The organism is Pantoea sp. CTOTU50773, assembly GCF_032082325.1.
In the GTDB taxonomy this organism is placed as follows: Bacteria; Pseudomonadota; Gammaproteobacteria; order Enterobacterales; family Enterobacteriaceae; genus Pantoea; species Pantoea communis.
Genome location: NZ_DAMDQC010000035.1, coordinates 1 through 24,343, shown reverse-complemented (window position 1 = coordinate 24,343; position 24,343 = coordinate 1). Strand labels below are relative to the sequence as shown.

Annotated in this window: 20 protein-coding genes, 1 tRNA gene and 2 pseudogenes; 14 read left to right on the top strand and 9 right to left on the bottom strand. The window is 53.7% G+C overall.

Annotated features, from left to right (window positions below; genetic code table 11):
• Positions 1 to 8 precede the first annotated feature (8 nt).
• From RT340_RS08095 to yejF, 3 genes are read left to right on the top strand one after another with little or no spacing between them, the layout of a single operon-like run.
• A complete protein-coding gene (locus RT340_RS08095) occupies positions 9 to 1,100 on the top strand; it encodes a microcin C ABC transporter permease YejB (RefSeq protein ID WP_034824974.1) in 1,092 nt (363 codons plus the stop codon).
• Positions 1,100 to 2,125, top strand: a complete 1,026-nt coding sequence (locus RT340_RS08090) for an ABC transporter permease (RefSeq protein ID WP_211728237.1) — start codon at positions 1,100 to 1,102, stop codon at positions 2,123 to 2,125. The genes RT340_RS08095 and RT340_RS08090 overlap by 1 nt, the downstream gene beginning before the upstream one ends.
• On the top strand, positions 2,122 to 3,711 hold the full coding sequence (gene yejF, locus RT340_RS08085; protein WP_313375257.1) for a microcin C ABC transporter ATP-binding protein YejF: 1,590 nt from the start codon (positions 2,122 to 2,124) through the stop codon (positions 3,709 to 3,711). The genes RT340_RS08090 and yejF overlap by 4 nt, the downstream gene beginning before the upstream one ends.
• Here the strand turns inward: yejF and RT340_RS08080 are convergent.
• The 3 genes from RT340_RS08080 to rsuA form a co-directional block, all read right to left on the bottom strand.
• Entirely contained in the window at positions 3,705 to 4,031 is a 327-nt protein-coding gene (locus tag RT340_RS08080) for a hypothetical protein (RefSeq protein WP_160833471.1), read from the bottom strand. The genes yejF and RT340_RS08080 overlap by 7 nt on opposite strands.
• A 416-nt stretch (positions 4,032 to 4,447) precedes the next feature.
• Positions 4,448 to 5,638 (bottom strand): Bcr/CflA family multidrug efflux MFS transporter, encoded by a 1,191-nt coding sequence (locus tag RT340_RS08075; protein ID WP_160833470.1) that lies wholly within the window; start codon positions 5,636 to 5,638, stop codon positions 4,448 to 4,450.
• A gap of 12 nt (positions 5,639 to 5,650) precedes the next feature.
• A complete protein-coding gene (gene rsuA, locus RT340_RS08070) occupies positions 5,651 to 6,373 on the bottom strand; it encodes a 16S rRNA pseudouridine(516) synthase RsuA (RefSeq protein ID WP_313375254.1) in 723 nt (240 codons plus the stop codon).
• Positions 6,374 to 6,541: 168 nt separating this feature from the next.
• On the opposite strand from rsuA, the gene RT340_RS08065 reads away from it, so the two are divergent.
• The gene (locus RT340_RS08065) at positions 6,542 to 8,296 is read left to right on the top strand and encodes a DEAD/DEAH box helicase family protein (protein WP_313375272.1); all 1,755 of its coding nucleotides are present in this window, start codon (positions 6,542 to 6,544) and stop codon (positions 8,294 to 8,296) included.
• A gap of 128 nt (positions 8,297 to 8,424) precedes the next feature.
• Positions 8,425 to 8,709: a 50S ribosomal protein L25 gene (gene rplY / locus RT340_RS08060; protein WP_034824983.1), complete on the top strand. Its 285-nt coding sequence runs from the start codon at positions 8,425 to 8,427 to the stop codon at positions 8,707 to 8,709.
• A gap of 56 nt (positions 8,710 to 8,765) precedes the next feature.
• Here rplY and yejK read toward each other — a convergent pair whose 3' ends face one another.
• A complete protein-coding gene (gene yejK, locus RT340_RS08055) occupies positions 8,766 to 9,770 on the bottom strand; it encodes a nucleoid-associated protein YejK (RefSeq protein WP_034824985.1) in 1,005 nt (334 codons plus the stop codon).
• A 158-nt stretch (positions 9,771 to 9,928) separates the two neighbouring features.
• Here yejK and RT340_RS08050 point away from each other — a divergent pair, with 158 nt between their 5' ends.
• The 3 genes from RT340_RS08050 (at position 9,929) to RT340_RS08040 (ending at position 12,080) form a co-directional block, all read left to right on the top strand.
• Positions 9,929 to 10,156 carry a YejL family protein gene (locus RT340_RS08050; RefSeq protein WP_034824987.1) on the top strand — a complete coding sequence of 76 codons (228 nt, stop codon included), beginning with the start codon at positions 9,929 to 9,931 and terminating at the stop codon, positions 10,154 to 10,156.
• Between the two features lie 23 nt (positions 10,157 to 10,179).
• Positions 10,180 to 11,931, top strand: coding sequence for an LPS biosynthesis-modulating metalloenzyme YejM (gene yejM, locus RT340_RS08045; RefSeq protein WP_313375248.1), 1,752 nt, complete (start codon positions 10,180 to 10,182; stop codon positions 11,929 to 11,931).
• Between the two features lie 72 nt (positions 11,932 to 12,003).
• Positions 12,004 to 12,080: transfer RNA gene (locus RT340_RS08040), tRNA-Pro, on the top strand.
• 53 nt (positions 12,081 to 12,133) lie between these two features.
• Here RT340_RS08040 and RT340_RS08035 read toward each other — a convergent pair.
• Complete coding sequence (locus tag RT340_RS08035) at positions 12,134 to 12,685, bottom strand: GNAT family N-acetyltransferase (protein ID WP_097116596.1); 552 nt, start codon at positions 12,683 to 12,685, stop codon at positions 12,134 to 12,136.
• A gap of 210 nt (positions 12,686 to 12,895) precedes the next feature.
• Between RT340_RS08035 and RT340_RS08030 the strand changes: the two genes are divergently transcribed.
• Both RT340_RS08030 and RT340_RS08025 read left to right on the top strand, forming a co-directional pair.
• Positions 12,896 to 13,099: a hypothetical protein gene (locus RT340_RS08030; protein ID WP_034824993.1), complete on the top strand. Its 204-nt coding sequence runs from the start codon at positions 12,896 to 12,898 to the stop codon at positions 13,097 to 13,099.
• A gap of 140 nt (positions 13,100 to 13,239) precedes the next feature.
• Complete coding sequence (locus RT340_RS08025) at positions 13,240 to 13,905, top strand: 4'-phosphopantetheinyl transferase (protein ID WP_237448780.1); 666 nt, start codon at positions 13,240 to 13,242, stop codon at positions 13,903 to 13,905.
• 155 nt (positions 13,906 to 14,060) lie between these two features.
• Here the strand turns inward: RT340_RS08025 and RT340_RS08020 are convergent.
• The 3 genes and pseudogenes from RT340_RS08020 to apbE form a co-directional block, all read right to left on the bottom strand.
• Positions 14,061 to 15,713, bottom strand: a pseudogene (locus tag RT340_RS08020) (multidrug ABC transporter permease/ATP-binding protein).
• Between the two features lie 85 nt (positions 15,714 to 15,798).
• A complete protein-coding gene (gene alkB, locus RT340_RS08015; RefSeq protein WP_166934720.1) occupies positions 15,799 to 16,440 on the bottom strand; it encodes a DNA oxidative demethylase AlkB in 642 nt (213 codons plus the stop codon).
• A gap of 15 nt (positions 16,441 to 16,455) precedes the next feature.
• Positions 16,456 to 17,493 carry an FAD:protein FMN transferase ApbE gene (apbE, locus tag RT340_RS08010; protein ID WP_097116592.1) on the bottom strand — a complete coding sequence of 346 codons (1,038 nt, stop codon included), beginning with the start codon at positions 17,491 to 17,493 and terminating at the stop codon, positions 16,456 to 16,458.
• A 400-nt stretch (positions 17,494 to 17,893) separates the two neighbouring features.
• Between apbE and RT340_RS08000 the strand changes: the two genes are divergently transcribed.
• On the top strand, positions 17,894 to 18,046 hold the full coding sequence (locus RT340_RS08000) for a hypothetical protein (RefSeq protein ID WP_176505708.1): 153 nt from the start codon (positions 17,894 to 17,896) through the stop codon (positions 18,044 to 18,046).
• A 312-nt stretch (positions 18,047 to 18,358) separates the two neighbouring features.
• On the opposite strand, the gene ompC is transcribed toward RT340_RS08000, so the two are convergent.
• Entirely contained in the window at positions 18,359 to 19,459 is a 1,101-nt protein-coding gene (ompC, locus tag RT340_RS07995; RefSeq protein WP_097116591.1) for a porin OmpC, read from the bottom strand.
• Between the two features lie 910 nt (positions 19,460 to 20,369).
• Between ompC and RT340_RS07990 the strand changes: the two genes are divergently transcribed.
• The 3 genes and pseudogenes from RT340_RS07990 to RT340_RS07980 form a co-directional block, all read left to right on the top strand.
• Entirely contained in the window at positions 20,370 to 21,524 is a 1,155-nt protein-coding gene (locus tag RT340_RS07990) for an MFS transporter (protein WP_097116590.1), read from the top strand.
• A 23-nt stretch (positions 21,525 to 21,547) separates the two neighbouring features.
• Positions 21,548 to 24,205, top strand: a complete 2,658-nt coding sequence (gene rcsD, locus RT340_RS07985) for a phosphotransferase RcsD (protein WP_160833504.1) — start codon at positions 21,548 to 21,550, stop codon at positions 24,203 to 24,205.
• Between the two features lies 1 nt (position 24,206).
• Positions 24,207 to 24,343: pseudogene (locus tag RT340_RS07980) on the top strand (DNA-binding response regulator); the annotation flags it as partial.

Genomic DNA, 24,343 nt, shown 5'->3' with positions numbered 1-24,343 from the left:
AGAGCGGTTTGGGTTCCTATTTCCTGCGCAGGTTGCTGCTGATTATTCCCACACTGTGGGCGATCATCACCCTGAACTTTTTTATCGTGCAGATTGCGCCCGGTGGACCGGTGGATCAGGCGCTGGCGAATGCGCAATTTGGTCATAGCTCCGGTTTTTCCTCGGGTAGTGCTGGAGATGTCGGCGGGCGCGGTGCGCTGGCGCATGATAATCCGGGCGACAGCCAATATCGCGGCGCGCGTGGCCTTGATCCTGAGGTGATCGCCGAGATCAAACACCGCTACGGTTTTGATAAACCGCTGCTGCAGCGCTATGGCGAAATGCTGTGGAACTATATTCGTTTTGATTTTGGCGACAGTTTGTTCCGTAGCGCCTCGGTGCTGCAGCTGATCAAAGAGAGCTTGCCGGTTTCCATCAGCCTGGGCTTGTGGAGTACGTTGATCATTTATCTGGTCTCGATTCCGTTGGGGATTAAAAAGGCAGTGCGCAACGGCAGCGCTTTCGATATCTGGAGCAGTACCTTTATCATCATTGGATACTCCATCCCGGCCTTTCTCTTCGGCATCATGCTGATTGTGCTGTTTGCCGGGGGCAGCTATTTCGACTGGTTCCCACTTCGCGGGCTGACCTCGCCGCAGTTTGATACGTTGCCGTGGTACAGCAAGATTGGCGACTATCTCTGGCACATCACGCTGCCGGTACTGGCCACGGTGATCGGCGGTTTTGCCACGCTCACTATGCTGACCAAAAACTCATTCCTCGATGAGATCCGCAAACAATATGTGGTCACCGCTCGCGCGAAAGGACTGGATGAAAAACGTATTTTATACGGCCACGTGTTTCGCAACGCCATGCTGCTGGTGATAGCCGGTTTCCCTGCCACCTTTATCAGCATGTTCTTTACCAGTTCGGTCTTGATTGAAGTGATGTTCTCCCTCAACGGACTCGGCTTGCTGGGTTACGATGCCACTATTCAGCGCGACTATCCGGTGATGTTTGGCACGCTGTATATCTTCACGCTGATCGGCTTGCTGATGAACATTCTCAGCGATCTGACCTATACGCTGGTCGATCCGCGCATCGATTTTGAGGGGCGCTAATGGGCTTATCGCTAATCAACCAGCAACGCTGGCAGCGCTTTCGTTATAACCGCCGTGGATACTGGTCGCTGTGGATTTTTCTGGTGATTTTTCTGCTTTCACTCGGTGCGGAGTTGCTGGCCAATGACAAGCCACTACTGGTGCACTATCAGCAACGCTGGTATATGCCGCTGTTGTTCAATTACAGCGAGAGTGATTTTGGCGGCGACTTTGCCACCCCTGCCGATTACCAGGACCCGTGGCTAAAACAGCGGATCGATCAGCAGGGATGGGCGCTGTGGGCACCGATTCGTTTCAGTGACAGCACCATTAATTTCGCCACCGATGTGCCCTTCCCTTCTCCGCCTTCGAAGCAGAACTGGCTCGGCACCGACGCCAATGGCGGTGATGTGCTGGCGCGTTTGCTATATGGCACGCGCATCTCGCTGCTGTTCGGGATCTTGCTGACCCTGTTCTCCAGCGTGATCGGTATCGTAATCGGTGCGGTGCAGGGCTATTTTGGTGGTCGTGTCGATTTAGTTGGCCAGCGTCTGATTGAGGTGTGGTCTGGCATGCCATCGCTATTTTTACTGATTTTGCTTTCGAGCGTGATTCAACCCGGCTTCTGGTGGCTATTGCTGGTCACCGTGATATTTGGCTGGATGAGCCTGGTGAGCGTGGTGCGAGCGGAGTTTCTGCGCACACGTAACTTTGATTATGTGCGTGCGGCACGCGCGCTCGGCGTCAGCGATGGACGCATTATGCTGCGCCACATGTTGCCGAATGCGATGGTAGCCACACTCACTTTCCTGCCCTTTATTTTATGCGGTTCGATTACCACTCTGACCTCGCTGGATTTCCTTGGTTTCGGCCTGCCAGTGGGCTCCCCTTCGCTGGGCGAACTGCTGTTACAGGGCAAAAACAACTTACAGGCGCCGTGGCTGGGGCTTTCCGGCTTCTTCGCCCTCGCCCTGCTCCTCTCGCTGCTGATTTTTATCGGTGAAGCGGTGCGTGATGCTTTTGATCCCAGCCGGGGGGTGAAATGAGCCTATTAAGCGTCAATCATCTCGCCGTGGCCTTCAATCAGCGGCGCGTGGTGGAAGATATCTCTCTGCAGATTGAGGCTGGTGAAACTCTGGCGCTGGTCGGTGAATCCGGTTCAGGCAAAAGTGTCACCGCGCTCTCGATTATGCGCCTGCTGCCGCAACCACCTGTGACCTATCCGCAAGGTGAGATCCTATTCAATGGCCAAAGCATCTTGCAGGCCAGCGAACGCGAGATGCGCGGCCTGCGCGGCAACCAGATGGCGATGATTTTCCAGGAACCGATGGTGTCGCTCAACCCGCTGCACAACGTTGAGAAGCAGCTGTATGAAGTGCTGTCTCTGCATCGCGGGATGCGCAAAGAAGCGGCGCGCGGCGAAATTCTTAGCTGTCTCGATCGCGTTGGCATCCGCAATGCAGCATCACGCCTCGGCGATTTCCCGCATCAGCTGTCCGGCGGAGAGCGTCAGCGCGTGATGATTGCCATGGCGTTACTGACGCAACCAAAACTGCTAATTGCCGATGAGCCCACCACCGCGCTGGATGTTACGGTACAGGCACAAATTCTGCGCTTGCTGCGTGAACTGCAGCGCGAACTGAATATGGGCATGCTGTTCATCACCCACAATCTCAATATCGTCCGCCAGCTGGCGCATCGTGTCACGGTGATGCGCGAGGGTCGGGAAGTGGAGCACAATCTATGCAAGCCGCTGTTCAGCCAGCCCGAGCATCCTTATACGCGTGAATTACTCGCCGCCGAACCGGATGGTCAGCCTGTGCCGCTTAACGATGCACAGCCGCTGCTGCAGGTCAAAAACCTGCACGTGGGCTTTCCGATTAAACGCGGATTGTTTCAGCGCGCCGTGGCGGAGAAAACCGTGCTCAGCGATCTCAACTTCACGCTGCGCCGGGGTGAAAGCCTCGGATTGGTCGGTGAATCCGGTTCAGGCAAAAGTACCACCGGTTTAGCGTTGCTGCGTTTGATCGCTGCGCGCGGTGAGATTTGGTTTGACGGCCAGCCGCTGCATAGCCTGTCGCGTAAGCAGCTTTTGCCGCTGCGCCCGCATATTCAGGTGGTATTTCAGGATCCTAACTCATCACTCAATCCGCGCATGACGGTGCAACAGGTGATTGCAGAAGGGCTGGCAGTACATCGCCCTGAATTAAGTGCCGCCGAGCAGGAAGCGAAAGTGATCGCCGTGATGCAGGAAGTGGGGCTGGATGCGGAAAGCCGTTCACGCTACCCCGCAGAGTTTTCCGGTGGTCAACGTCAGCGCATCGCTATTGCCAGAGCGCTGATTCTGGAGCCGCAATTAATCGTGCTGGATGAACCGACCTCTTCGCTGGATCGCTCAGTGCAGAAGCAAATTCTCACCCTGCTGCGCCGTTTACAGCAGCAGCACCAGTTAGCGTATCTGTTTATTAGCCATGATTTGCAGGTGGTGCGCGCACTCTGCCATCAGCTAATTGTGCTGCGCCAGGGTGAAGTGGTGGAACAGGGAGAATGCGAAGCGTTGTTTAACGCACCGGCCAGCGATTATACGCGTCAGCTTTTAGCCTCCGCGCAGGGCGAATCGTTAACTCACTGACCTTCAAAGGTTTCCGCGATGGCAACGCCCTGATTTTTCAGGCAGCAGTTGGTAGTGCTTTCATCGCCACGCTGAATCAGTAAACAGGGCTGCCCTTCACACAGGGCAATTTTGCAATCGACCTGAATCTGCGCCAACGTCTCTTGCAGCTGGTGCAGAATTTCCAGCGCCGGATGGCCATCGTGGCTTAACAGACGCAGTGCGACGAGATCTTCATCGTGCACACCGTTGACCGCTTCCTGACGTTCAATTTCACCGACATGGTCGGCTGACCAACGATAATGTTGCGGTAAGCGATGCATAACCGAAAGTTGCAGCATAATTACAGTCCCCAGAGACGTTAACGCTTATTCACGACGACGGCGATTACGCAGTGAATCCCTACCTGGTAAACTCAGAATACGGACGTCAAGGTTTGCCTTCTCGTTTTAAACACAAAGCATGTAGCAAAGTTATTATTTGCGAGCTTTCTCGCATTTATGCCTATGTGTACCTTGTTCGGCGGCAGTTAACAATCATTTTAGACGCAATATAGTTACTTTTTTACACCTAAATTTTCACATTATGGAAACATTAAGCATAACGAATATGTGGGGATTCGCGAGTGAACGTGAAGAATTGATCGCATACGGCAAGAGGGAATGTGATAACGGCGCGGTTTTTTATTCGCGAATTCAATGGCTCTAAAAACCAGTGAACTCCGCGATCAACCGCGCCGTGAGAGGAAAGTGCAGGTTTACGCGTGGCGTGGACGTGCGGCGTAGCTAAACAACACAATGGATACGGTTGCGCACAGGGCAATGGTCGCCACCATTGGCCAGGCGCTGTTAATACTCACCAGTGACAGCAATGCCCCCACCAGCGCACCCACGCCAAAGCGCAAAGTACCGGCCAGTGACGATGCGGTGCCCGCCATATGCGGAAACTCATCGAGAATCACCGCCATCGCGTTCGAAGAAACCGTCGAGACGCAGCCGATAAACATCGCCACGCCAAACACCAGCGACAGGAAACCTAAATCCAGCGCGCTGGCAATCAGCAGCCAGATGCCCATCGCAAACTGTATGATCAGTCCGATACGGAACATCGCCAAAGGCCCGAAGCGGCGTACCGCGCGGCTGTTGATCAGCGTCATGACAAACAGGAACACCACGTTAAGGCCAAAGTAGTAGCCAAAGTTTTGCGGTGAAACGTGATTCACTTCGATGTAAACAAAAGGCCCGGCGTTGAGGAAGGTAAACAATCCCGCAAAGGAGAAGCCGCTTGCCAGCATGTAGCTGAACGCACGTTTATGGCGCACCAGCGCGACAAAGTTACTCAGCGTGGTTCGCAAATGGAAGCGCTGCCGCAGTTCAGGCTTGAGCGTCTCGCGGATCTGCGTCACCACCAGTACGGTAGTGATCAATGCGGCCACAGCCAGCGTCCAGAAAATCGCGTGCCAGTTCCACAGCAGCAACAGCCAACCGCCGATAATCGGTGCCAGTAACGGTGCAATGGTGGTGACCAGCATGACAAACGACATCATGCGCGAGAAATCCTCTTTCGAGTAACTGTCTCGCATCAGCGCGTTAATCACCACGCTGGCCGCTGCCGCCGACAAGCCGTGCAGGAAGCGCATAAAGATCAGTTGATCAATGGACTGCGACAAGGCACATGCCGCCGCGGCGCAGGCAAAGATCAGCGTGCCCAGCACAATCACCGGTTTACGTCCGTAGCTGTCCGCCAGCGGGCCATACACCAACTGCCCGATAGCAAACCCCAGAATGTAAAGGTTAAGCGTCATCTGCACGCTGCCTGCCGAAACGGCAAATTCGCGTGCGATTTGCGGCATTGCCGGCAAATACATATCAATGGAGAGCGGCATCAGCATCGCCAGCAATCCCAGAATCACGACCAACCCTACCGGTGAATTCTTTTCCTTACGCACCGCTTTCTCCCGCTATTTGCGTTTTTTCAGCTCTTCTGGCAGGCCGATGCTGTCGACCTCTTCTTCCGTGAGTTCACGGTATTCACCTTCAGCCAGGTCGTCATCCAGCACGATCTCGCCAATGCTTTCGCGATGCAGCGCGGACACATGATTACCCATCGCGGCAAACATGCGTTTGACCTGATGATAGCGGCCTTCCGTGATAGTTAAACGAGCGGCTTTTTCATCGAGGATTTCCAGCACCGCCGGTTTGGTCAGTTCTTTCTCATTGTGCAGTTGAATCCCCGTCGCAAACTTCTCCACCAACGCAGGGTCAATCGGCTCTTCTACCTCAACCAGATAGGTTTTTTCCAGGTGATGGCGCGGAGAGGTAATACGGTGTGACCACTGACCATCGTCCGTCAACAGCACCAGACCGGTGGTGTCGATATCCAGACGGCCCGCCGCATGCAGCTTAAAAGCAGCCGGTTCTTCCATGAAGAACAGCACGGTAGGATGATCGGGATCGTCAGTGGAGCAGACATAACCCTGCGGCTTATTCAGCATGAAGTAGCGTGGACCGCTTTGCACCACCAGTGGGTTGCCGTCGTATTCGATTTCGTCGTCTGGCAACACTTTGTAGCCCGCATCGCGAACCACTTCGCCATTAATGGTGACTTTCCTGGCGCGGATTTCGCGGCCAGCGATAGCACGGCTGACTTCCAGCTGCTGAGATATGAATTTTTCGAGTCGCATGAATTCGCTTTTGCCTGTTACTACGGAGGGAACTGAAACGGCGTTTTTAAACCGTTAAAAAAGTGTGGGCAGTATAGCTTGATCCTTCGCCTGCTAACAGTACCGCGCCTGCGTTTCAGCTGTTTTCATGGCATAATGCGTGCCCGTTTGAAAAAAAAGTTTGCCCTGATGTCCTTCACCCTGCGCCCGTACCAGCAAGAGGCGGTTGACGCCACACTCCAGCATTTTCGCCGCCACGATGCGCCCGCCGTGATTGTGCTGCCGACGGGTGCCGGTAAAAGTCTGGTGATTGCTGAACTGGCGCGCATTGCCCGAGGCCGCGTGCTGGTGCTGGCGCATGTGAAAGAGTTGGTCGAGCAGAACCACAGCAAATATCAGGCGTATGGTCTGGAAGCCGATATTTTTGCCGCCGGTTTACAGCGCAAACAGAGCGAAAGCAAAGTGGTATTTGGCAGCGTGCAATCCGTGGCGCGCAATCTGGATCGCTTCGACAGCGCCTTTTCTCTGGTGATCGTCGATGAGTGCCACCGCATCAGCGACAACGAAGAGAGTCAGTATCAGCAGCTGTTCGCCCATCTGCGGCAGCATAATCCTCAACTGCGCCTGCTGGGGCTCACAGCGACGCCCTTTCGCCTCGGTAAAGGCTGGATTTATCAGTTTCACTATCACGGCATGGTACGCGGCGATCAGCACGCGCTATTCCGCGACTGTATTTATGAATTGCCGCTGCGCTACATGATCAAGCACGGTTTCCTTGTGCCACCCGAACGGCTGGATATGCCGGTCGTACAGTACGATTTCAGCCGCCTGATCCCGCAAAATAACGGTTTATTCAGCGAAGCCGATCTCAATCGCGAATTAAAGCAGCAGAATCGCGTGACGCCGCACATCATCAGACAGATCGTGGAGTTCGCGGAGGATCGTCGTGGCGTGATGGTATTCGCCGCCACGGTAGAACATGCGCGTGAGATTTTATCTCTGTTGCCCGAGAACAGCGCGTTGGTGTCAGCGGAAACAGTGGTGAAAGAACGCGATCGTTTGATCAGCGAATTTAAAGCGCAACAGTTAAAGTTTTTAGTGAACGTCGCGGTGCTGACCACCGGCTTTGATGCGCCGCATGTGGATCTTATCGCCATATTGCGCCCCACTGAATCGGTCAGTTTGTATCAACAGATTGTCGGGCGCGGCCTGCGTTTGTCACCAGGCAAAACCGACTGCCTGATCCTCGATTATGCTGGCAATCCGCACGATCTCTTTACCCCTGAAGTCGGCACGCCAAAAGGCGCCAGTGACAATCAGCCGGTGCAAGTGTTCTGCCCAGCCTGTGGTTTCGCCAATACCTTCTGGGGAAAAACCACCGAAGATGGCCATATCATTGAACATTTTGGCCGTCGGTGTCAGGGCGTGATGGAGGATGATGAGGGCAATCGTGAACAGTGCGACTATCGCTTCCGCTTTAAAAGTTGTCCCGACTGCGGTGCAGAAAACGATATTGCGGCCCGCCGCTGTCATCAGTGCGATCGTATTATGGTCGACCCTGATGATATGTTGAAAGCCGCGCTAAAACTTAAAGATGCACGTGTGCTGCGCTGCGGCGGTATGACGCTGGAGCAAGGGCGCGACGAGAAAGGCGAATGGCTAAAAGCGACCTACTTTGATGAAGATGGCACCAGCGTCAGTGAACGTTTTCGTCTGCAAACGCCTGCTCAACGTAAAGCCTTCGAGCAGCTGTTTATGCGCCCACACCAGCGCGCACCCGGCGTGGAACTCGGTTGGCAAACGGCTGCGGATGTTATCGCTTTGCAGCCACTGCTGCGTCAGCCCGATTTTGTGGTGGCACGCGCGAAAGGTCATTTCTGGCAAATTCGCGAGAAGATGTTCGATTATCAAGGACGTTATCGACGCGCGAATGAGCTGCGTTAAGCGACGGAATCATTTGCCCGCGTCTTCTATTGCGGCTATAATGCCGCCCGCTTTTGCATCCGTAAAAGCATATGAATAACCGTCTGTTGCTGGGTCGCCTGTAGCAGAAATGATTGAAGAGAAATCAAATGACCACTTTCAACGCTGAAGTACGTAAAGAGCAGGGTAAGGGTGCGAGCCGCCGTCTGCGTGTAGCAAATAAATTCCCAGCCATCATCTATGGCGGAAACGAAGCGCCAGTTGCTATCGAACTGGACCACGACGTTGTAATGAACCTGCAGGCTAAGCCTGAGTTCTACACCGACGTGCTGACCATCGTTGTTGATGGTAAAGAAGTTAAAGTTAAAGCTCAGGCGGTACAGCGTCATCCGTTCAAGCCAAAACTGCACCACATCGACTTCGTTCGCGCTTAATCGCCAACGAGTTGAAAAGAGAACGCCGCTTACGCGGCGTTTTTTTTGCCTGAAAATCAGTTACCGCCGGTTCGGCGCTGTAACTGATCGCGCAGATTAGGCGGTGTGCCTTTGATGGTCAGGGTATCGGTCGCGGGATCCCAAAAAATGCGCTCGCCCAGTAGCATGGCATCAAAATTCAGCGTCAGGCCGCCACCGCTGCCAGCAAACTTGGTCAACTGGCGTAATGTGCTACGGTCAGCCGGGAAATGCTCTTCCAACTCATAACCCTGCTCCTGGGTAAAGGCCTGGAAGGTTTTCTCTCCCAGCGGCGGCAGTTCACTGGAAAGATCTTCCAGCGCAATCTCCTCACCCGCCTGCAGTTGGTCGTTGCAGTAGCTGTAAACCTGCTGACGATAGTTCTGGCGCTCGTTCTTATCGAGATTCGATTCCGCGCAGTAATCATCTACCGCCTGCAGCAACCCCCGGTTCTGTGCTTTGGTATCGAGTCCAACGCTGGCACCGAGGAAATCCATAAAGAAATCGGCCACTTTGCGCCCGACGCGTCCACGCAGGAAGGTCAGATAACGGGTGGATTCTGGGTTGGTTTCCCATTCAGTAAGATCGATACGCGCCACAATATCCGCATGATTAATATCGAGATAATGAGTGCTGCTAATATCCAGTTGTTCATTGACGCGCATGCTTGACTGGCTGCTCAGCATCGCCACCAGCAAATACTCCACCGCCAGATAGCGATAGTGCAGGAACAGCACCACGCCACTTTCCGCAAACGGATATTTGCCCAGCTCATCACGCAGACGCCCGGTCGCGGCACGGCTAAAGGCCAGAAAGTCATCTTCCCCTTTGCGGCAATTGCGCAGCGCATCGGCCAGTTCACTCTCTTCATTAAACAGGCCATAGGCTTTGCTTTTGGCGCTGTACACCCGATGCAGCTCTTCTGCCATCTCTTCTACCGCACGGGTCGCGGGCAGCAAAGTGTCGCGCAGGACCACCTCAAGCTGGTTTTCATCACGTTTGACTAACTGATGCAGGGCAATCTGGTCGATATCCAGACTCATGGTAGACTCTCCTTTGGGCTCAGGCGCGTATTCAAACACCGCCCGCCGCTGCTTTCAACTCCACGCACAAACTGATCGCTCTGCTTGCGATTTAATTGCGGAAAAAAGCGCGTTGTTACGGTAATATACCGCCTTTTCACACTTGATTAGTCGACGATATGCCACAATCATCCCGTTATAGCGACGAGCGCGTAGAGAAGCTTCTCGCGCAGATGGCGCAGATTCTTGAAAAAGACAAAGCGCCAACCGACCTTTCCCTGATGGTGTTAGGGAACATGGTAACCAATTTGATTAACACCAGTGTCTCGCCGGCCCAGCGCCGCAGCCTGGCGAAATCTTTCGCGGAAGCGTTGCAGTCTTCCGTTCGCGATGACAACGCCCACTAAATTGCAGATCTGACCTCATAAATATGGTAACCAACCGGCAGCGCTACCGCGAAAAAGTCTCCCAGATGATCAGCTGGGGGCACTGGTTTGCCCTGTTTAACATCATCTTCGCGCTGATTTTAGGCAGCCGCTACCTGTTGGTCGCCGACTGGCCCGCCTCGCTTGCGGGCCGTATTTATGCCTATACCAGCTGGATTGGCCACTTTAGCTTTATTGTGTTTGCCGGTTATCTGCTGATTATCTTCCCACTCACCTTTGTGGTGATGTCACAGCGATTGCTTAGGGTGCTGTCGGCGATTATCGCCACTGCCGGGCTGACGCTGATTATGGTCGATAGCGCGGTATTCAACCGCTTCCACCTCCATCTGAATCCGGTGGTGTGGGAGTTGGTCATCAACCCCGACCAAAGCGAGATGGCGCGTGACTGGCAGCTGATGTTTATTAGCGTACCGGTCATCTTCCTCGTGGAGATGTTGTTTGCCACCTGGAGCTGGCAGAAGCTGCGCAGCCTGAATCGACGCTCATTTGGTAAGCCGCTGGCCGCGCTGTTTATCTGTGCTTTCTTTGCCAGCCATCTGCTGTATATCTGGGCCGACGCCAATTTCTATCGCCCGATTACCATGCAGCGCGCCAATCTGCCGCTCTCCTATCCGATGACCGCGCGACGCTTTCTTGAACGCCATGGCTTGCTGGATGCGCAGGAGTATCAGCGTCGTCTGGTGCAACAGGGTGATCCTGAGGCGCTGTCAGTGCAGTATCCGCTGAGTGATATCACCTTCCGCGATGGCGGCACACGCCACAACCTGCTGCTGCTAACCGTTGATGGTTTGAGTCATGACAATCTGGATAAGGCACTGCCATCGCTGAATCAGTTTGCCAGTGACAACGTACGCTTTACCCAACACTACAGTGCCGGGATTGCGCCGGAGAAAGGCATGTTCGGGCTGTTTTACGGCATCTCCTCCAGCTATATGGACGGCGTACTTGCCGCGCGCATGCCTTCGGCGTTACTCGGTGCGCTAAATTCGCAGGGGTATCAGTTTGGTCTGTTCTCCTCCGATGGTTTCAGCCAACCCTTGTATCGCCAGGCGCTGTTAGCGGATTACAGCCTGCCAGAGGCGGATGCTCAGCCAAACAGCACGACGGTGAACCAATGGCAAAACTGGCTCAACGGCCAGAAAGCCGAGGGTGCGCCCTGGTTCTCCTGGATTTCACTTGATGGCGTCAACGTGACTGGCGAAAGCATTAAAGCGCGTCAGCGCAGCTATTTGCGCCAGGCTAACAGCGTTGATGAGCAAATTGCGGCCGTGCTACAGACGTTGCAGCAACGCGATTTGCTCAAAAATACCGTGGTGGTGATTACCGCCCAGCGTGCGGTTACGCCGGATAATGATGATAATCCGGGCAACCGTGCAACGTTACGGGTGCCTCTGGTGGTGCACTGGCCGAATACGCCGGCGCAGACCATCGATCGTCTGACCGATCAGCAGGATGTGATGACGACGTTGATGCAACGTCTGCTGCACGCGCGCACCAATCCGGCCAATTATTCACAGGGTGAAGATCTGTTTGCTGCTCAACGCAGTCACAACTGGGTCGCCAGTAGTGAAGAGGGCAAACTGGTGGTGACTACGCCAACCGTGACGCTGGTGCTGAATAACAACGGCAGTTATAGCGCCTACGATGCTCAGGGTAACAAACTGAAGGATCACAAACCGCAGCTGGCATTACTGCTACAGGTATTGACGGAAGAGAAGCGCTTTACCGCAAACTGATTAATTATGAGGCAGTTAAAACCTGCGCATATTGCAATCGTGAGCGGAACCAGTAGACTACTTCTCCACGTTCGGCACGTAGCGCAGCCTGGTAGCGCACGGTCATGGGGTGTCCGGGGTCGGAGGTTCAAATCCTCTCGTGCCGACCAAAATCCTATAAAAAAGCAGCCCTTAAGGTTGCTTTTTTGCTTTCTGAAGGCCGCTATCCTCTATCACGCTGCGCCAGCCATTCGTCACGCGTCAGTTCCCAGGTGCCCGCCGGTAACTCGCCCTCAACAAAAGTTTTGCGATAGGTATCCACTAACCGCATGCCAGTGCGTTCCGAGATGCGACGAGAAGCCAGATTATCCATCGCCTTGGGCACACGCAGACGCGTCTGATCGAGATGGATAAACCAGAATTCGGTGACTGCTGCGCAGGCTTCACTCATCAATCCCTGCTTCTGCCATTCGGGCACCAACCAGAATCCCCGGTTATCTTCCGGCCCCAGACGCAGTGAGATTAAACCAATCAGACTGTTGGGATCAGATCGATGGCGAAGGCTCCAGTGCCACGCCTGCCCTGCTTTCATTGCAGGCAGCGCCATACCCTCAATATATTGACGGGCGCCATCAGCGGGATAAGGCCAGGGCACAGAACCGATCAGATGCCGCACGATTTCCCAGCGCGGGAAAACCTGCTGTACCTGAATCGCATCTTCGCTTCGCAGCGGTTGCAGCAGTAAACGGGGCGTTTCCAGACGCGGTATTTCCATAACAACCTCCTTGGTTAACCCATTCAGTATTATCGTAAAACGGCCTGAGTGGGAAATCTTCTCGGAAATAATCAGTCAGTTACCGAAAGCAATCAAAGCGGAGCGGGATCACATTTTTCGTCAAATATGACAGCATTTCATCTGATTGAAACAAAACTGTCATACAGTTTAATTACTCTTATCCTTCCTGTTTTTCGATGGACACTTATTATGGTCATCAAAGCTAAAAACCTGCAGGACGCGGAAGAACTCCTGCATTCAGGTATCAGTAAAGTTGAACTGGCTTACGATATCGGCAGCGACGATTTTTTCCGCCTGGCTTCGCGGTGGTGTGACCGCGGTGCGCGTATAACCAAAGGCAACGAGCACTTTGTGGTACAGATCAAAGGCATGTCAATTCCGCCTAATCACTAAACGTGGGTGAGCCGTTTTGGCTTGCTCTTTTCACGGCTGACGGGTAAAAATAGCGTTTTAACCGTCAGCCGTGATGCTTAATGTTTGCTTCTGAAATTCCCCTGGCACTGACCCCCTCTCCGTTTATTACCGCTGCGGCTATGACAAGCTCTCCGCTCCCTATTGCGTGGTGTGAATTTAATCAGCAGGCATGGCACAGCGATCTGCATCAACACTGGCAGCTCCCGCTACCACTGGCGTTACACAATGCCGTCACCAAGCGTAAAGCTGAGCATTTAGCCAGTCGCTGGCTGGCGCAGCAGATGCTGGCGCGCTTCGCGATGCCTGACTTTATCCTGCGTAATGCGCCCGATCGCTCGCCTGTATGGCCGGTGGGGATTCAGGCCTCACTCTCGCATTCGCAGCAAATGGCCGTCATCGCGGCAACGCAGGCGCCCCTATGTATAGGCGTTGATGTCGAGCAATTGATGGCAGAACAGACCGCAGAGGAAACGGCGGAGATGCTGATGAGCCGTGCAGAGCGTCAACGGTTAACCGCCGCTGCACTGCCGTTTGCAGCGGCGGCTACTTTGCTGTTTTCACTGAAAGAGAGTGTCTATAAAGCGTTGTGGCCACAGTTGCATCAGCCGATGGATTTTCTGCACGCGGAGTTGCTGGAGTGGGATTTGACGCAAGGCCGCGCCACTCTCACGTTGACGCAGGACTTTTCACGCGAGTTTAACGCCGGTACTCGCCTGCAGGCGCACTTCTGGCGACGCGGCGACCGCGTTATCACGCTGATCGCTCATCCCCTGAATAACCCATAAAAAAACCGGCTCAGAATCAATCTAAGCCGGTGACAACACAAGACGACAGAAGTGTTCCAGGGAGACAGAGACGAGGAATCTCTGTTGAAACTCACCTTACTCGCCTGACAACACCTTGCCCAATAAGGCTTTTTGCTAAGCTTTCCCGGCAGATGTTAATGGCCGGTGTCGGTGCGCTTCACCGCATCCAGCGTAGCCATCTCACGTTCGTTACCGGTGAGTTCACTCAGCTGGCCTTCGCGCATCTCCAGCAAGCGGTCGGCGTGAATGAAGTAGTGATCATCATGGCTAATAGCAAACACGGTTTTGCCCGACGCCTGCAGCCAGGGCAGCAGTTCGCGGTAGAAGATGCGGCGGAAATGCGGGTCCTGATCGGCAGCCCACTCATCCAGCAGCAAGATGTCGCGTTCCTCTGCCGCTGCCAGCAGCAACGCCAGTCGCTTGCTTTGCCCTTTAGAGAGCTGCAGATTCAGCACCTTATTGCCTTGCAGCTTCAGTTTATCCTGCATCTTCAGGCGTTCCAGCCACTGCTGCACCAGCCCAGGATTCGCTGGCTGACCGCCGTGACCGATCAGGCGATCAAACAAATGTACATCGGTAAACACCGCTGAGAAGTGTTTGCGGTAAGCATCGAGGTTATGCCAGTCAACCACTTTGCCATCCAGCAGCAAACTGCCCGATTGTGGCTGGTACAGGCCGGTCAGCAGCATCGCCAGCGTGGATTTGCCGCTGCCGTTGCCGCCAATCAGGGACACTAACTCACCGCGACGCAGCGTCAGAGTAATCGGGCCAATCTGGAAACCGTGAGCGCCAGAATGGAATCAGACATCGCGCAGTTCCAATGTTTGCCAGTTACTCACCTGTGGCAGCACTTTGAACTGTGCATCGTAAGGCGCGAGATCGAAGGTGTTGATTTTACGGAAGGCGACCTGCGCACTGAGCAAGGTCGGCAAGGCACCCACCGCCGCCAGTAACGGCGTGCGCAGGAACAGCAGCGTCAGTGAATAGGTGGCGGCCACCGCCGTGTTCGCCCAACCCAGACCGTTAGCCATAAAGAACACAATGCCAATCGCGCCCAGCATCATGATATTTGACCAGTTAACCGCGCTGAGATGGAAGGTATCGGCACGAACGATATGATGACGATAGCTTGTGGCGTTTTCCTGATAGACGTTGTCGTAAATCAGTTGAGCGCGCTCGCGGTTAAGCTGTAGCTCTTTGCGTCCTTCAATAATGGTCTGGAAATCACGATAGAGATCGTCTTCGATTTCACGCAGCTTCGCCATGTGTTGATAAACGCGTGACACCAGCAGCCAGCCGCCAACCAGCGTGATCACTAACCACAGCGAGGTGATCAGCAGCATTTTAGGTGACAGCCACGCCAGATAGAGCGCGGAACCCAGGGTAATAATGATGCCCTGAATCAGTTCCGGCAGGCGGACAAAGGCGATGGTGATGGCACGCACATCACTGGTGAGTCCCGCCAGCAGTTGCGCGTTACCTATCTGCTCAATGCGTTCGACGCGAGTATCGAGGATACGTTTGATGAATTCGCCGCGCAGGCGCCAGACAAAGTGATGACCAAGCTGAGTCAACGCCAGTTGCGATCCCAGCGTCACGGCCATCAGCAGAAACAGCTGCCCCAGAAAACTCGGCAGCACAGAAATCGAGGTATTTACCGCGACGATCAGCTCGTTATTGATATAGGCGATTAAGCCGATGCCGAGCGCGGCGCTTAACAGCGTAAGCAGAATGACACCAATAAAAGGCCAGCGATACTGGCGATAAACCACATGCAGCAATGCCATTAACAGATTCCGGAGGTCAACCAAGCAGCCTGCAGTTTAATGGCGCTCCGGATGATAGCAAGATTAATTCTCATTCACCGCGCCGTTAGTGGGCGCGGCGGAAAGTAAGATTAAAGCGAAAGGCGCCCGCTGCCGGGTGAATACCGGGTTTGAGCGGCAGAATGCCGTGATAACGCAGGCGTGAGGGGCCGCCCCACACCACGATATCACCGTGCTCCAGCAGCACCCGCTGCGTGGCATCACCGCGCTCAAAACCACCAAACTGGAACACCGCTGGCAGGCCTAATGACACCGAAACAATCGGCTGACGCAGATCCTTCTCGTCTTTATCCTGATGCAGCGTGAGTTTGGCACCGGGTTCGTAGCGGTTGATTAAGCAGGCATCCGGGTTAAAGCCGGGGAATCCCGCTTCCTGCGCAGTTTGTTGCGCCAGCGTGCGAAACAGCGCAGGCATCGGCGGCCATTTGTGCCCACTGGCATTATCCTGCTCCGTGTATTGGTAGCCGCGCGAGTCCGTCGACCAGCCCAAATCGCCACAGTTGGTCATCGCCACCGACATGCGATGCCCGCCCGGCGTGATGCGGTGAGCAAAGGGATTTTGCCCGGCAATCTCCTGTATTGCCGCCAGCAATGCGTCCGCTTCATCGCGCGCGCGGCGCCGTAAAATCACCGCGCCTTCCGCTAACGGTTCCTGCCAGGGTGCTTCTTCACTAAACAGATCCAACATCTGCGCCTCCTGCCGTTATTTGCTTTCCTGATCGATCAGGAAGGATTTGAACTGGGGTGACATCCAGTGCGTAAAGCCGTCACCCTGCTTGCTGATCAGATAAACCGCCAAATGTTCCTTGATTGCCAACGCTTGTGCCCGTTCGCTGCCCAGCACCATCAACCCGGTATCCCAGCCATCGGCTTCCAGCGCGGTAGTCGCAATCACGGTGGCCGACACCAGTTTATGTTCGATGGGGCGTCCGGTCGCGGGATCGATCACGTGCGAAATGCGTTTGCCGTCCAGTTCATAATAGTTGCGATAGCTGCCTGAGGTGCTGATTCCGTGCCCCTGTAAGTCAACGCGCGCTTCGACGGCGTTTTCACGATCGGTGGGTTTCTGGATCGCCACACGCCAGGGTTGATTGCTGGCATTCTGCCCACGGGTTAGTACTGCGCCCCCCACCGACACCAGATAGTCGGTAATGCCCTGCTGCTCCATCAATCGTGCCAGATGGTCGGTGGCATATCCCTCCCCCATGGTCGAAAGATCGACATCCAGCGCGGGCAGATCTTTCTGCAACCACTGCCCCTCCACGCTCTGGATCACATGCAAATGTTGTAAGCCGGTTTGCGCTTTCGCTGCGTCAATCTGCGCCTGGCTCGGGGTGTGCGCAGGCTGTTTCGTGGGCCCGAACCCCCACAAATTGACCAGCGGGCCGACGGTGATATCCATCGCACCCTCGGTTTTATGACCGATGCGCAGGGCTTCAACCACGATATCCGCCATATCCGCGCTCACCGGCTGCGGCTGATCACCCTGATACTGGTTGAAGCGCGACAAAACTGAATCCTGCTTCCAGGTGGAGAGTTCATGATCATCACGATCAAGCTGCTGCTGAATAGCCTGCTGCAAAGCGGCCTGCCGTTGGGGATCGACGCCCGCCAGGCTGACGCGCCACTGGGTGCCCATGGTTTTCCCTTCCAGCACCAGTGCGCTACGGGAGGCCTGCTGGTCGCAGCCGAACAACGCGCTGGTGATAACACCAATTAGCAGAATATTCTTAATACTCATCACTTCCTCATCTGTAACTCATTAATTCATCCTGTTTCAAAGCATAAACCGCTTGTAAAACAGGCTAAAGCTGCTTGATGTTCATACCTGACTTGCACAGGATTGAGCGTTCAAGCCCCCCAACCGCACAGGAGCGACAGATGATTTTTATGATTCTCGCTGTATCCGCCGTTCTGTTCATCTTCGGGACTTTCCGCTGCTGGCAACACTATCGCCATCGCCTGATTCAGCATTACCCCTCGCGCAAACGTTAAATTTTTGCACCATGGATTAATGATATGCACCGCTTCAGCGCTGCCGGAGTGTAGCAAATCAGATTGAGGCCGCGTGGCGCTGAGAGCGGTGACCTGGCATGAATTCTGCACCGTTGAGACTGAGTTGAACATCAGCGAGGTGCAAAATGAATAAGACAAAAACCCAACAAACCTGGCAACACTGGTTGCGCTTCTCCGCGTTTACGCTGGCAGGCGTCGCAATGGAAGGCAGCACACCCACGCCCCATACGTCGGTAGTGCCCGCGCCAAAAGCCAAAAAATGGCGCACTGTATCGTAATCTCATTTCTCCGCTCGCCCAGGCCCGGATAGTCATCCGGGCGTCTTCCTGCCTTACAGTGAAACAGAGACTCTTCTGCCGCTATCGGTCAGCCGTTAAAAAAGAAAATCCCTGAGAAGTTGCCAGCATAAAGGCAGTTTAAGGCTGCACAGATGATGTTGCTGGTCGACGGTGCCATTGTGCGAATACAGAGGAGGAAATAGGCAAAGGAGATCGTGGAGGTATGACTAAGTGCGTTAATGCAACAGATGCAGTAGCGGCGACCCGAAGCCCGCCGAGGGCGCACCATGGCGCGCCCTACCAAGCTGCAACTTAGAACTGGTAAACCAGGCCCAGTGCCACAATGTCGTCGGTGTTGATACCGGCCGCATTGGTGAAGTTGTTGTCGTCCAGCATGTTGATCTGGTAATCAACATAGGTCGACATATTTTTGTTGAAGTAGTAAGTCGCACCCACATCAACATATTTTTTCAGGTTCTGATCGCCGTAGTTCTGCACGTTGCCGCGAGAAGAAACGAACGCCAGGGATGGGCGCAGACCGAAGTCGAACTGGTACTGTGCCACCAATTCCCAGTTATCCGCCGTATCCGCATAACCGTATGAGGTCGCATCGCTTGAGCCAAAGCGCGTCGCGTTGTACGAACGGGTGTACATCGCGGCCAGATACACGTTGTTGGCGTCATATTTCAGGCCACCGGTGTAAGCAGAAGCTTTATCACCACGACCCAGGATAGCGCCGGTGTTCTGGTTGTTAGTACGGTCAGACTGGAACATCGCTGCACCGATACCGAAACCGGAGCCGATGTCATAAGTGGTGCTCAGGCCGTAACCATCACCGTTCTCACCCAGCACATCACGACCGCTAGAGGATTCAGTTGGGTTGTCATTTTTGCCCTGATACTGGACTGCAAAGTTCCAGCCATCCACCAGGCCAAAGAAGTTGGTGTTGCGGTAGGTCGCCATGCCGTTACCGCGCTGGAACATGTAGTTGTCCGCGCCGTAGGTATCGCCACCGAACTCTGGCAATACGTCAGTCCAGCCCGAAACATCATAGATCACGCCATAGTTACGACCGTAGTCGAATGAACCGGCATCACCGAATTTCAGCCCCGCAAAACCGACACGCGTAAAGCTGTTGGCGGTGCCTTCGTTTTCAGAGGTGTTAAGGGCAGCCTGGTATTCCCACTGGCCGTAACCGGTCAGTTGGTCTGTGACCTGAGTTTCACCTTTGAAACCGAAACGCAGGTAAGACTGATCACCGTCTGAACCTGAGTTGTCGGAGAAATAGTGCAGACCATCGACTTTACCGTAGAGGTCTAATTTGTTGCCATCTTTGTTGTAAATTTCAGCTGCGCTTGCTGAACCTGCAACCAGCAATGCAGGGATCATCAGGGAGAGAACGCGACGTTTCATTTTATTACCCTCTTTAATGTGCCTTTATTTATGCCACTGCAAACTGAACGATTAAAAATTCAGCCGGCAAGCCATTGTTATTTTATACGGGGCAATAATCTATCACGAAAATGATACTAAATTTCCAAAAGTGTTTCATTGTATTTAATAGTTATTTCCAAATGTAAATATCGTGGAACTAATAATCAGCACGGATCAACAAAGAATACAGCACATATTGGTAATCGATTATTTATACATTTAATAACAACAACTTAAATTGACACGCCCTGCCGCACTGAATGATAAAACTAAAGTCACTTCAGCGCATACAATTACTCCCGCTATCATCATTTATTTCATTATTCCCTTCATTCACCCCGAATGAGTTGTTTTACCCTAATTCCCGCCGGACATGTTTGTCCGGCATTTTTTTTGCCAAAATCACTCATCTCCGCGTAATTTTAAGTAAAGTTAGTTGATTGAGTTAAATTAACACAATCTCTCGGGCGCATTATTAGCTATTTTTCGCACTTTTTGTTCAATCGATAACCATCATTCTGCAATGTTAATTTCTGTGCGTAATGAAGAATAGTGGAATATGCTCTGGACCAGACTCTCTCCTATTAGCCTACATGAGTCTCCTCTTATTCAATTGGTTAAGGCAAAGTGCAGCGCTGATTTATTACCGATGATGATTTTATATTCGTCCTTTTCCATCATGAAATTTCAATTCGCGACCGATTGATCGCGGCAGGAAGGCCGTGAAAGTGCCAGGAAAGTTCTGGAAAAGCGTCACGCCACGCCAAAACTCGGTAATATGCCTGTTTCTGGCGCTCATCTTTTCTGAACTCATCGGTTCTGAACTGCGGTGAGACGTCAGCTTTAATGCTAAACTTCGTCGCTTTGACGGCTATTGAAAAAGACTTTTATGACAGCACTGGACGCCGCACAGCACAATCATTTGCATCAGCGTGTCAACATGGGTACACGCATCGTCTTTCTGATCGCCGGACTTTGCATGTCGGCATGGGCGCCACTGGTTCCCTTTGCCAGCCAGCGTCTGGCACTGAGCGGCGCATCGTTAGGTGGGCTGCTGCTGTGCCTCGGTGTGGGATCGCTCGCAGCGATGCCGATTACCGGTGCGCTGATTGCCCGCGTGGGCGGCCGTCGGGTGATGTTATGTTCCACGTTAGTGGTGCTGACGATCCTGCCACTGCTCACTCTGCTAAATGTGATGTGGTTGATGGCTGCGGCACTGATGATCTTCGGTGCCGGGTTAGGCATGCTGGATGTCGCCATGAATGTGCAGGCCGTTGAAGTGGAGAAAGCAGCACGCAAGCCGATGATGTCGGGTTTCCATGGTTTCTTCAGCCTGGGCGGGATTATTGGTGCCGGTAGCGTCAGTTTATTGCTGGCCAGTGGTCTCTCGCCCCTGCATGCTGTCGCGGTGGTGATGGTGTTAATCGTGGTGCTGCTGGTGATCAGCCTGCCAACGTTAATGACTGAACGGTTGCATCAGCCCGATCAACCCTGGCTGGTGATCCCACGCGGTTGGGTCGCTTTCCTGGGGTTACTGTGCTTCATTCTGTTTTTGGCAGAAGGCGCGGTGCTTGACTGGAGCGCACTGCTGTTACTGCAAAACACAGAGATGGACGTAGCACATGCGGGATTGGGCTATGCCATCTTCTCCGTGGCGATGACAATTGGCCGTCTCACCGGTGATAAAGTCATTCAACGTTTTGGTCGCTATCCCGTCATGGTCACGGGTGCGTTAGCCGCTGCAGCGGGTATGACGCTGGCGGTGTTACTGCCGTGGCCACAGGTTGCACTGCTGGCTTTCCTGCTGGTGGGATTCGGCTTAGCCAACACCGTGCCAATGCTGTTTAATGCGGCCGGGAATCAACACGATATGCCGTCGAATCTGGCGATTTCTGCCATGACAACATTAGGCTATGCAGGTATTCTTTCAGGTCCGGCTCTAATCGGATTTATTTCCCAGTGGCTCAGTTTGAGTGGCGCATTTTTATTGATCGCCCTGCTGCTGCTGGCCGTTGCCGCCAGTGCTCGCCTGGTGGCGCGCTAATCGCAGGATCCTGAGACACTATGCTGCCTTATAAATTTCCGCTGACCTCGGGTAACGTCACCCGTTTCTTCGTGGTGTTCAACCTGGTGCTGTTTCTGGCCCTGGGAGCTATGGTGCACAACAGTGTTAACGCCTGGCTTACTGAGAAGCGTTACGCGATGACCGATTTAGCGCGTGCCGTACAAAAACGCATCGACGCTTCGCGTTTCGCGACCTGGCAGATTTATGAAAATCTCGCCACCAGTGCGGCCGGATCTGCACCCAACACCAATCTTCTGGAAACCCGCCTGCGCCCGGATGTTTACTACCTGGAAAAGACGCGCCGTAAAACGGAGGCGCTGATCTTTGGCTCCCACGACAGCAGCACGCTGGATATGACGATGCGCATGTCCAACTACCTCGATACGCTGTGGGGCGCAGAGAATCCCACCTGGTCGATGTATTTCCTCAATGGCCAGGACAACAGCCTGATCATGATCTCGACGCTGCCATTAAAAGATATGGCAACGCGTTATAAAGATAGCGCCATCAATACGCTGGTCGACAGCCGCCGTGCCGAGATGCTGCAACAGGCCAATGCGCTGGACGAACGTGAAAGCTTCTCACCGCTGCGCCATTTCGCCTGGCAGAACGATCACTACTTTACCCTGCGCACCACCTTCAACCAGCCTGGTCACCTCGCCACGGTGGTCGCTTTTGATCTGCCGATCAACGATTTGATCCCGCACAGCATGCCGCTGGAAAATTTCCAGTTGATTCAGGATGCCACGCAATCTTCCAGCACCAGCAGCGACGATGCCACTAGCGAAACGACATCTGTTTCACTGGCGAATCCTAATCTCGTCATTGCGGCGTCACTGCCCAGCACTTCGTTACAGTTAGTATATCGCGTGCCGCTCACCAGCCTCGCTTTGGATACCCTGCATAATCTGATGTGGCCGCTGTTGATCAATCTGGTGCTGTTACTGCTCTCGATTGCCGGCATTACTTTATTGCGTCAGCAGTCATTGCGCCCGAACGAGAACCAAAGCGCCGAGTTAGATTCGCTGCGCATGCTGAATGAAGAGATTGTTGCGAGCCTGCCGGTGGGTTTGCTGGTGTATGACTTCGCTACCAATCGCACGCTGTTGAGCAACAAGATTGCTGAGCATCTGTTACCCCATCTGAACCTGCAGAAAATCATCAATATGTCCGATCAGCATCAGGGCGTGCTGCAGGCCACCATCAACAACGAGGTGTACGAGATCCGCCACGCCCGTAGCGTGCTGTCACCGCATACTCAGCTGTTTATGATGCGCGATCAGGACCGTGAATTGCTGGTGAATAAAAAACTGCAGAAGGCACAGCAGGTGTTGGATCGTAATCATCAGATGCGTCAGCAGCTGATGCAAAATCTCGGTCACGCCCTCAACCGTCCGCTGGAGAGTATGGTGGCGCAACTGGTGCAACTCAGCCAGCGTGATGAAGACGAAAGCGTGCTGGATTTGCTTGATGAAAGTCAGGGCCTGTCTCGTTTGGTCGATGACATTGTATTGCTGAACCGCCTGGAAGCACACGACTGGTCGCCGGATGCTAGCGTGTTCAATTTGCAGGAGTTGCTGGATGACATCGCGCTGGAGAGCCTACCGCTGATGCGCCGTAAAGGGTTGGCGCTGGTGGTCAACAACCATCTGGCCAACGACGAGATGCGCTTTGGCGATCGCCGTGCACTGCGCAAAGTCCTGACCACCCTGATGCACTATGCGCTCACCACCACGCAGTGGGGCAAAATTACGCTGGAGATTAAGGCCAGCGAGAACAAACCTAACTCAGTGCTGCTGCAACTGGTGGATACCGGCTCAGGCCTGAGTGTCGATGAGCTGGCCAATGTTGATTTCCCGTATCTGGGCGAAACCACCCAGGATCGTTACGGTCAGGCCTCTGGCATGGCATTTTTCCTCTGCAAGCAGCTGTGCAAGCAAATGGGTGGCCAGCTGGAGATCATCGCCAAACCCGATATCGGCACACGCTATAATATTCAACTGCCCCTCGCGCTGGAACTACAAGGCGAGCAGGAAGAGAAGCTGCTGGAAGGTGTAACCGCACTGGTCGATATCGCCGTCGAGGATGTGCACAAAATTGTTTGCCGCCAGTTAGAAAACTGGGGAGCGAATTGCCTGACCTCTGACGAACGTTTATCCGGTCAGGATCATGATGTGCTGATCACTGACGATCCCGCCCGCCTCAATGGCTGGGCTCTGCTATTAGCCGGTGACGAAATGGGTCACCACGCATTGAACGATCAGCAATACCGGGTCAATTTCAATCTCAGCAATGCGCTGCTTGACGCACTGCTGGCACTGATTGAAAAGCAAATGGCTCATGATTTGATGGAGGAAAGTAGTGAAGATGAGGCTGCCACGCCGCTGTTGAGCGGAGGCTATTTCCAGCTGTTTACTGAGACAGTACCGCCTGATGTGAAGAGACTGTATACTGAGGCAGCGGAGAAGGATTATCCCTCGCTTGCTCAGACTGCACATCGCCTGAAAGGCGTGTTCGCCATGCTAAATCTGGTTCCAGGTAAACAGCTTTGTGAAGAGTTAGAAAATCACATAAAACTATGTGAAGATTTAACCATTATAAATACCACCAGTGAAATTGACGCATACGTCAACCAACTGCTGCAGCAAGGTAACCCATAAGATGAATAACCTGAATGTAATTATTGCCGATGACCATCCGATTGTTCTGTTCGGTATCCGTAAGTCTCTGGAACAGATCGAATGGGTCAACGTTGTAGGTGAGTTTGAAGACTCAACAGCACTGATTAACAGCTTGTC

Bases quoted from the DNA above. Each gene is read 5' to 3' on its own strand.
- apbE (WP_097116592.1), bottom strand. From the start codon at position 17,493: ATGAGTATTAAGAATATTCTGCTAATTGGTGTTATCACCAGCGCGTTG.
- alkB (WP_166934720.1), bottom strand. From the start codon at position 16,440: ATGTTGGATCTGTTTAGTGAAGAAGCACCCTGGCAGGAACCGTTAGCG.
- yejF (WP_313375257.1), top strand. From the start codon at position 2,122: ATGAGCCTATTAAGCGTCAATCATCTCGCCGTGGCCTTCAATCAGCGG.
- RT340_RS08030 (WP_034824993.1), top strand. From the start codon at position 12,896: ATGGTCATCAAAGCTAAAAACCTGCAGGACGCGGAAGAACTCCTGCAT.
- RT340_RS07990 (WP_097116590.1), top strand. From the start codon at position 20,370: ATGACAGCACTGGACGCCGCACAGCACAATCATTTGCATCAGCGTGTC.
- rplY (WP_034824983.1), top strand. From the start codon at position 8,425: ATGACCACTTTCAACGCTGAAGTACGTAAAGAGCAGGGTAAGGGTGCG.
- RT340_RS08035 (WP_097116596.1), bottom strand. From the start codon at position 12,685: ATGGAAATACCGCGTCTGGAAACGCCCCGTTTACTGCTGCAACCGCTG.
- ompC (WP_097116591.1), bottom strand. From the start codon at position 19,459: ATGAAACGTCGCGTTCTCTCCCTGATGATCCCTGCATTGCTGGTTGCA.
- RT340_RS08065 (WP_313375272.1), top strand. From the start codon at position 6,542: ATGTCCTTCACCCTGCGCCCGTACCAGCAAGAGGCGGTTGACGCCACA.
- RT340_RS08090 (WP_211728237.1), top strand. From the start codon at position 1,100: ATGGGCTTATCGCTAATCAACCAGCAACGCTGGCAGCGCTTTCGTTAT.
- yejK (WP_034824985.1), bottom strand. From the start codon at position 9,770: ATGAGTCTGGATATCGACCAGATTGCCCTGCATCAGTTAGTCAAACGT.
- rsuA (WP_313375254.1), bottom strand. From the start codon at position 6,373: ATGCGACTCGAAAAATTCATATCTCAGCAGCTGGAAGTCAGCCGTGCT.
- RT340_RS08080 (WP_160833471.1), bottom strand. From the start codon at position 4,031: ATGCTGCAACTTTCGGTTATGCATCGCTTACCGCAACATTATCGTTGG.
- RT340_RS08050 (WP_034824987.1), top strand. From the start codon at position 9,929: ATGCCACAATCATCCCGTTATAGCGACGAGCGCGTAGAGAAGCTTCTC.
- yejM (WP_313375248.1), top strand. From the start codon at position 10,180: ATGGTAACCAACCGGCAGCGCTACCGCGAAAAAGTCTCCCAGATGATC.
- RT340_RS08000 (WP_176505708.1), top strand. From the start codon at position 17,894: ATGAATAAGACAAAAACCCAACAAACCTGGCAACACTGGTTGCGCTTC.
- RT340_RS08025 (WP_237448780.1), top strand. From the start codon at position 13,240: ATGACAAGCTCTCCGCTCCCTATTGCGTGGTGTGAATTTAATCAGCAG.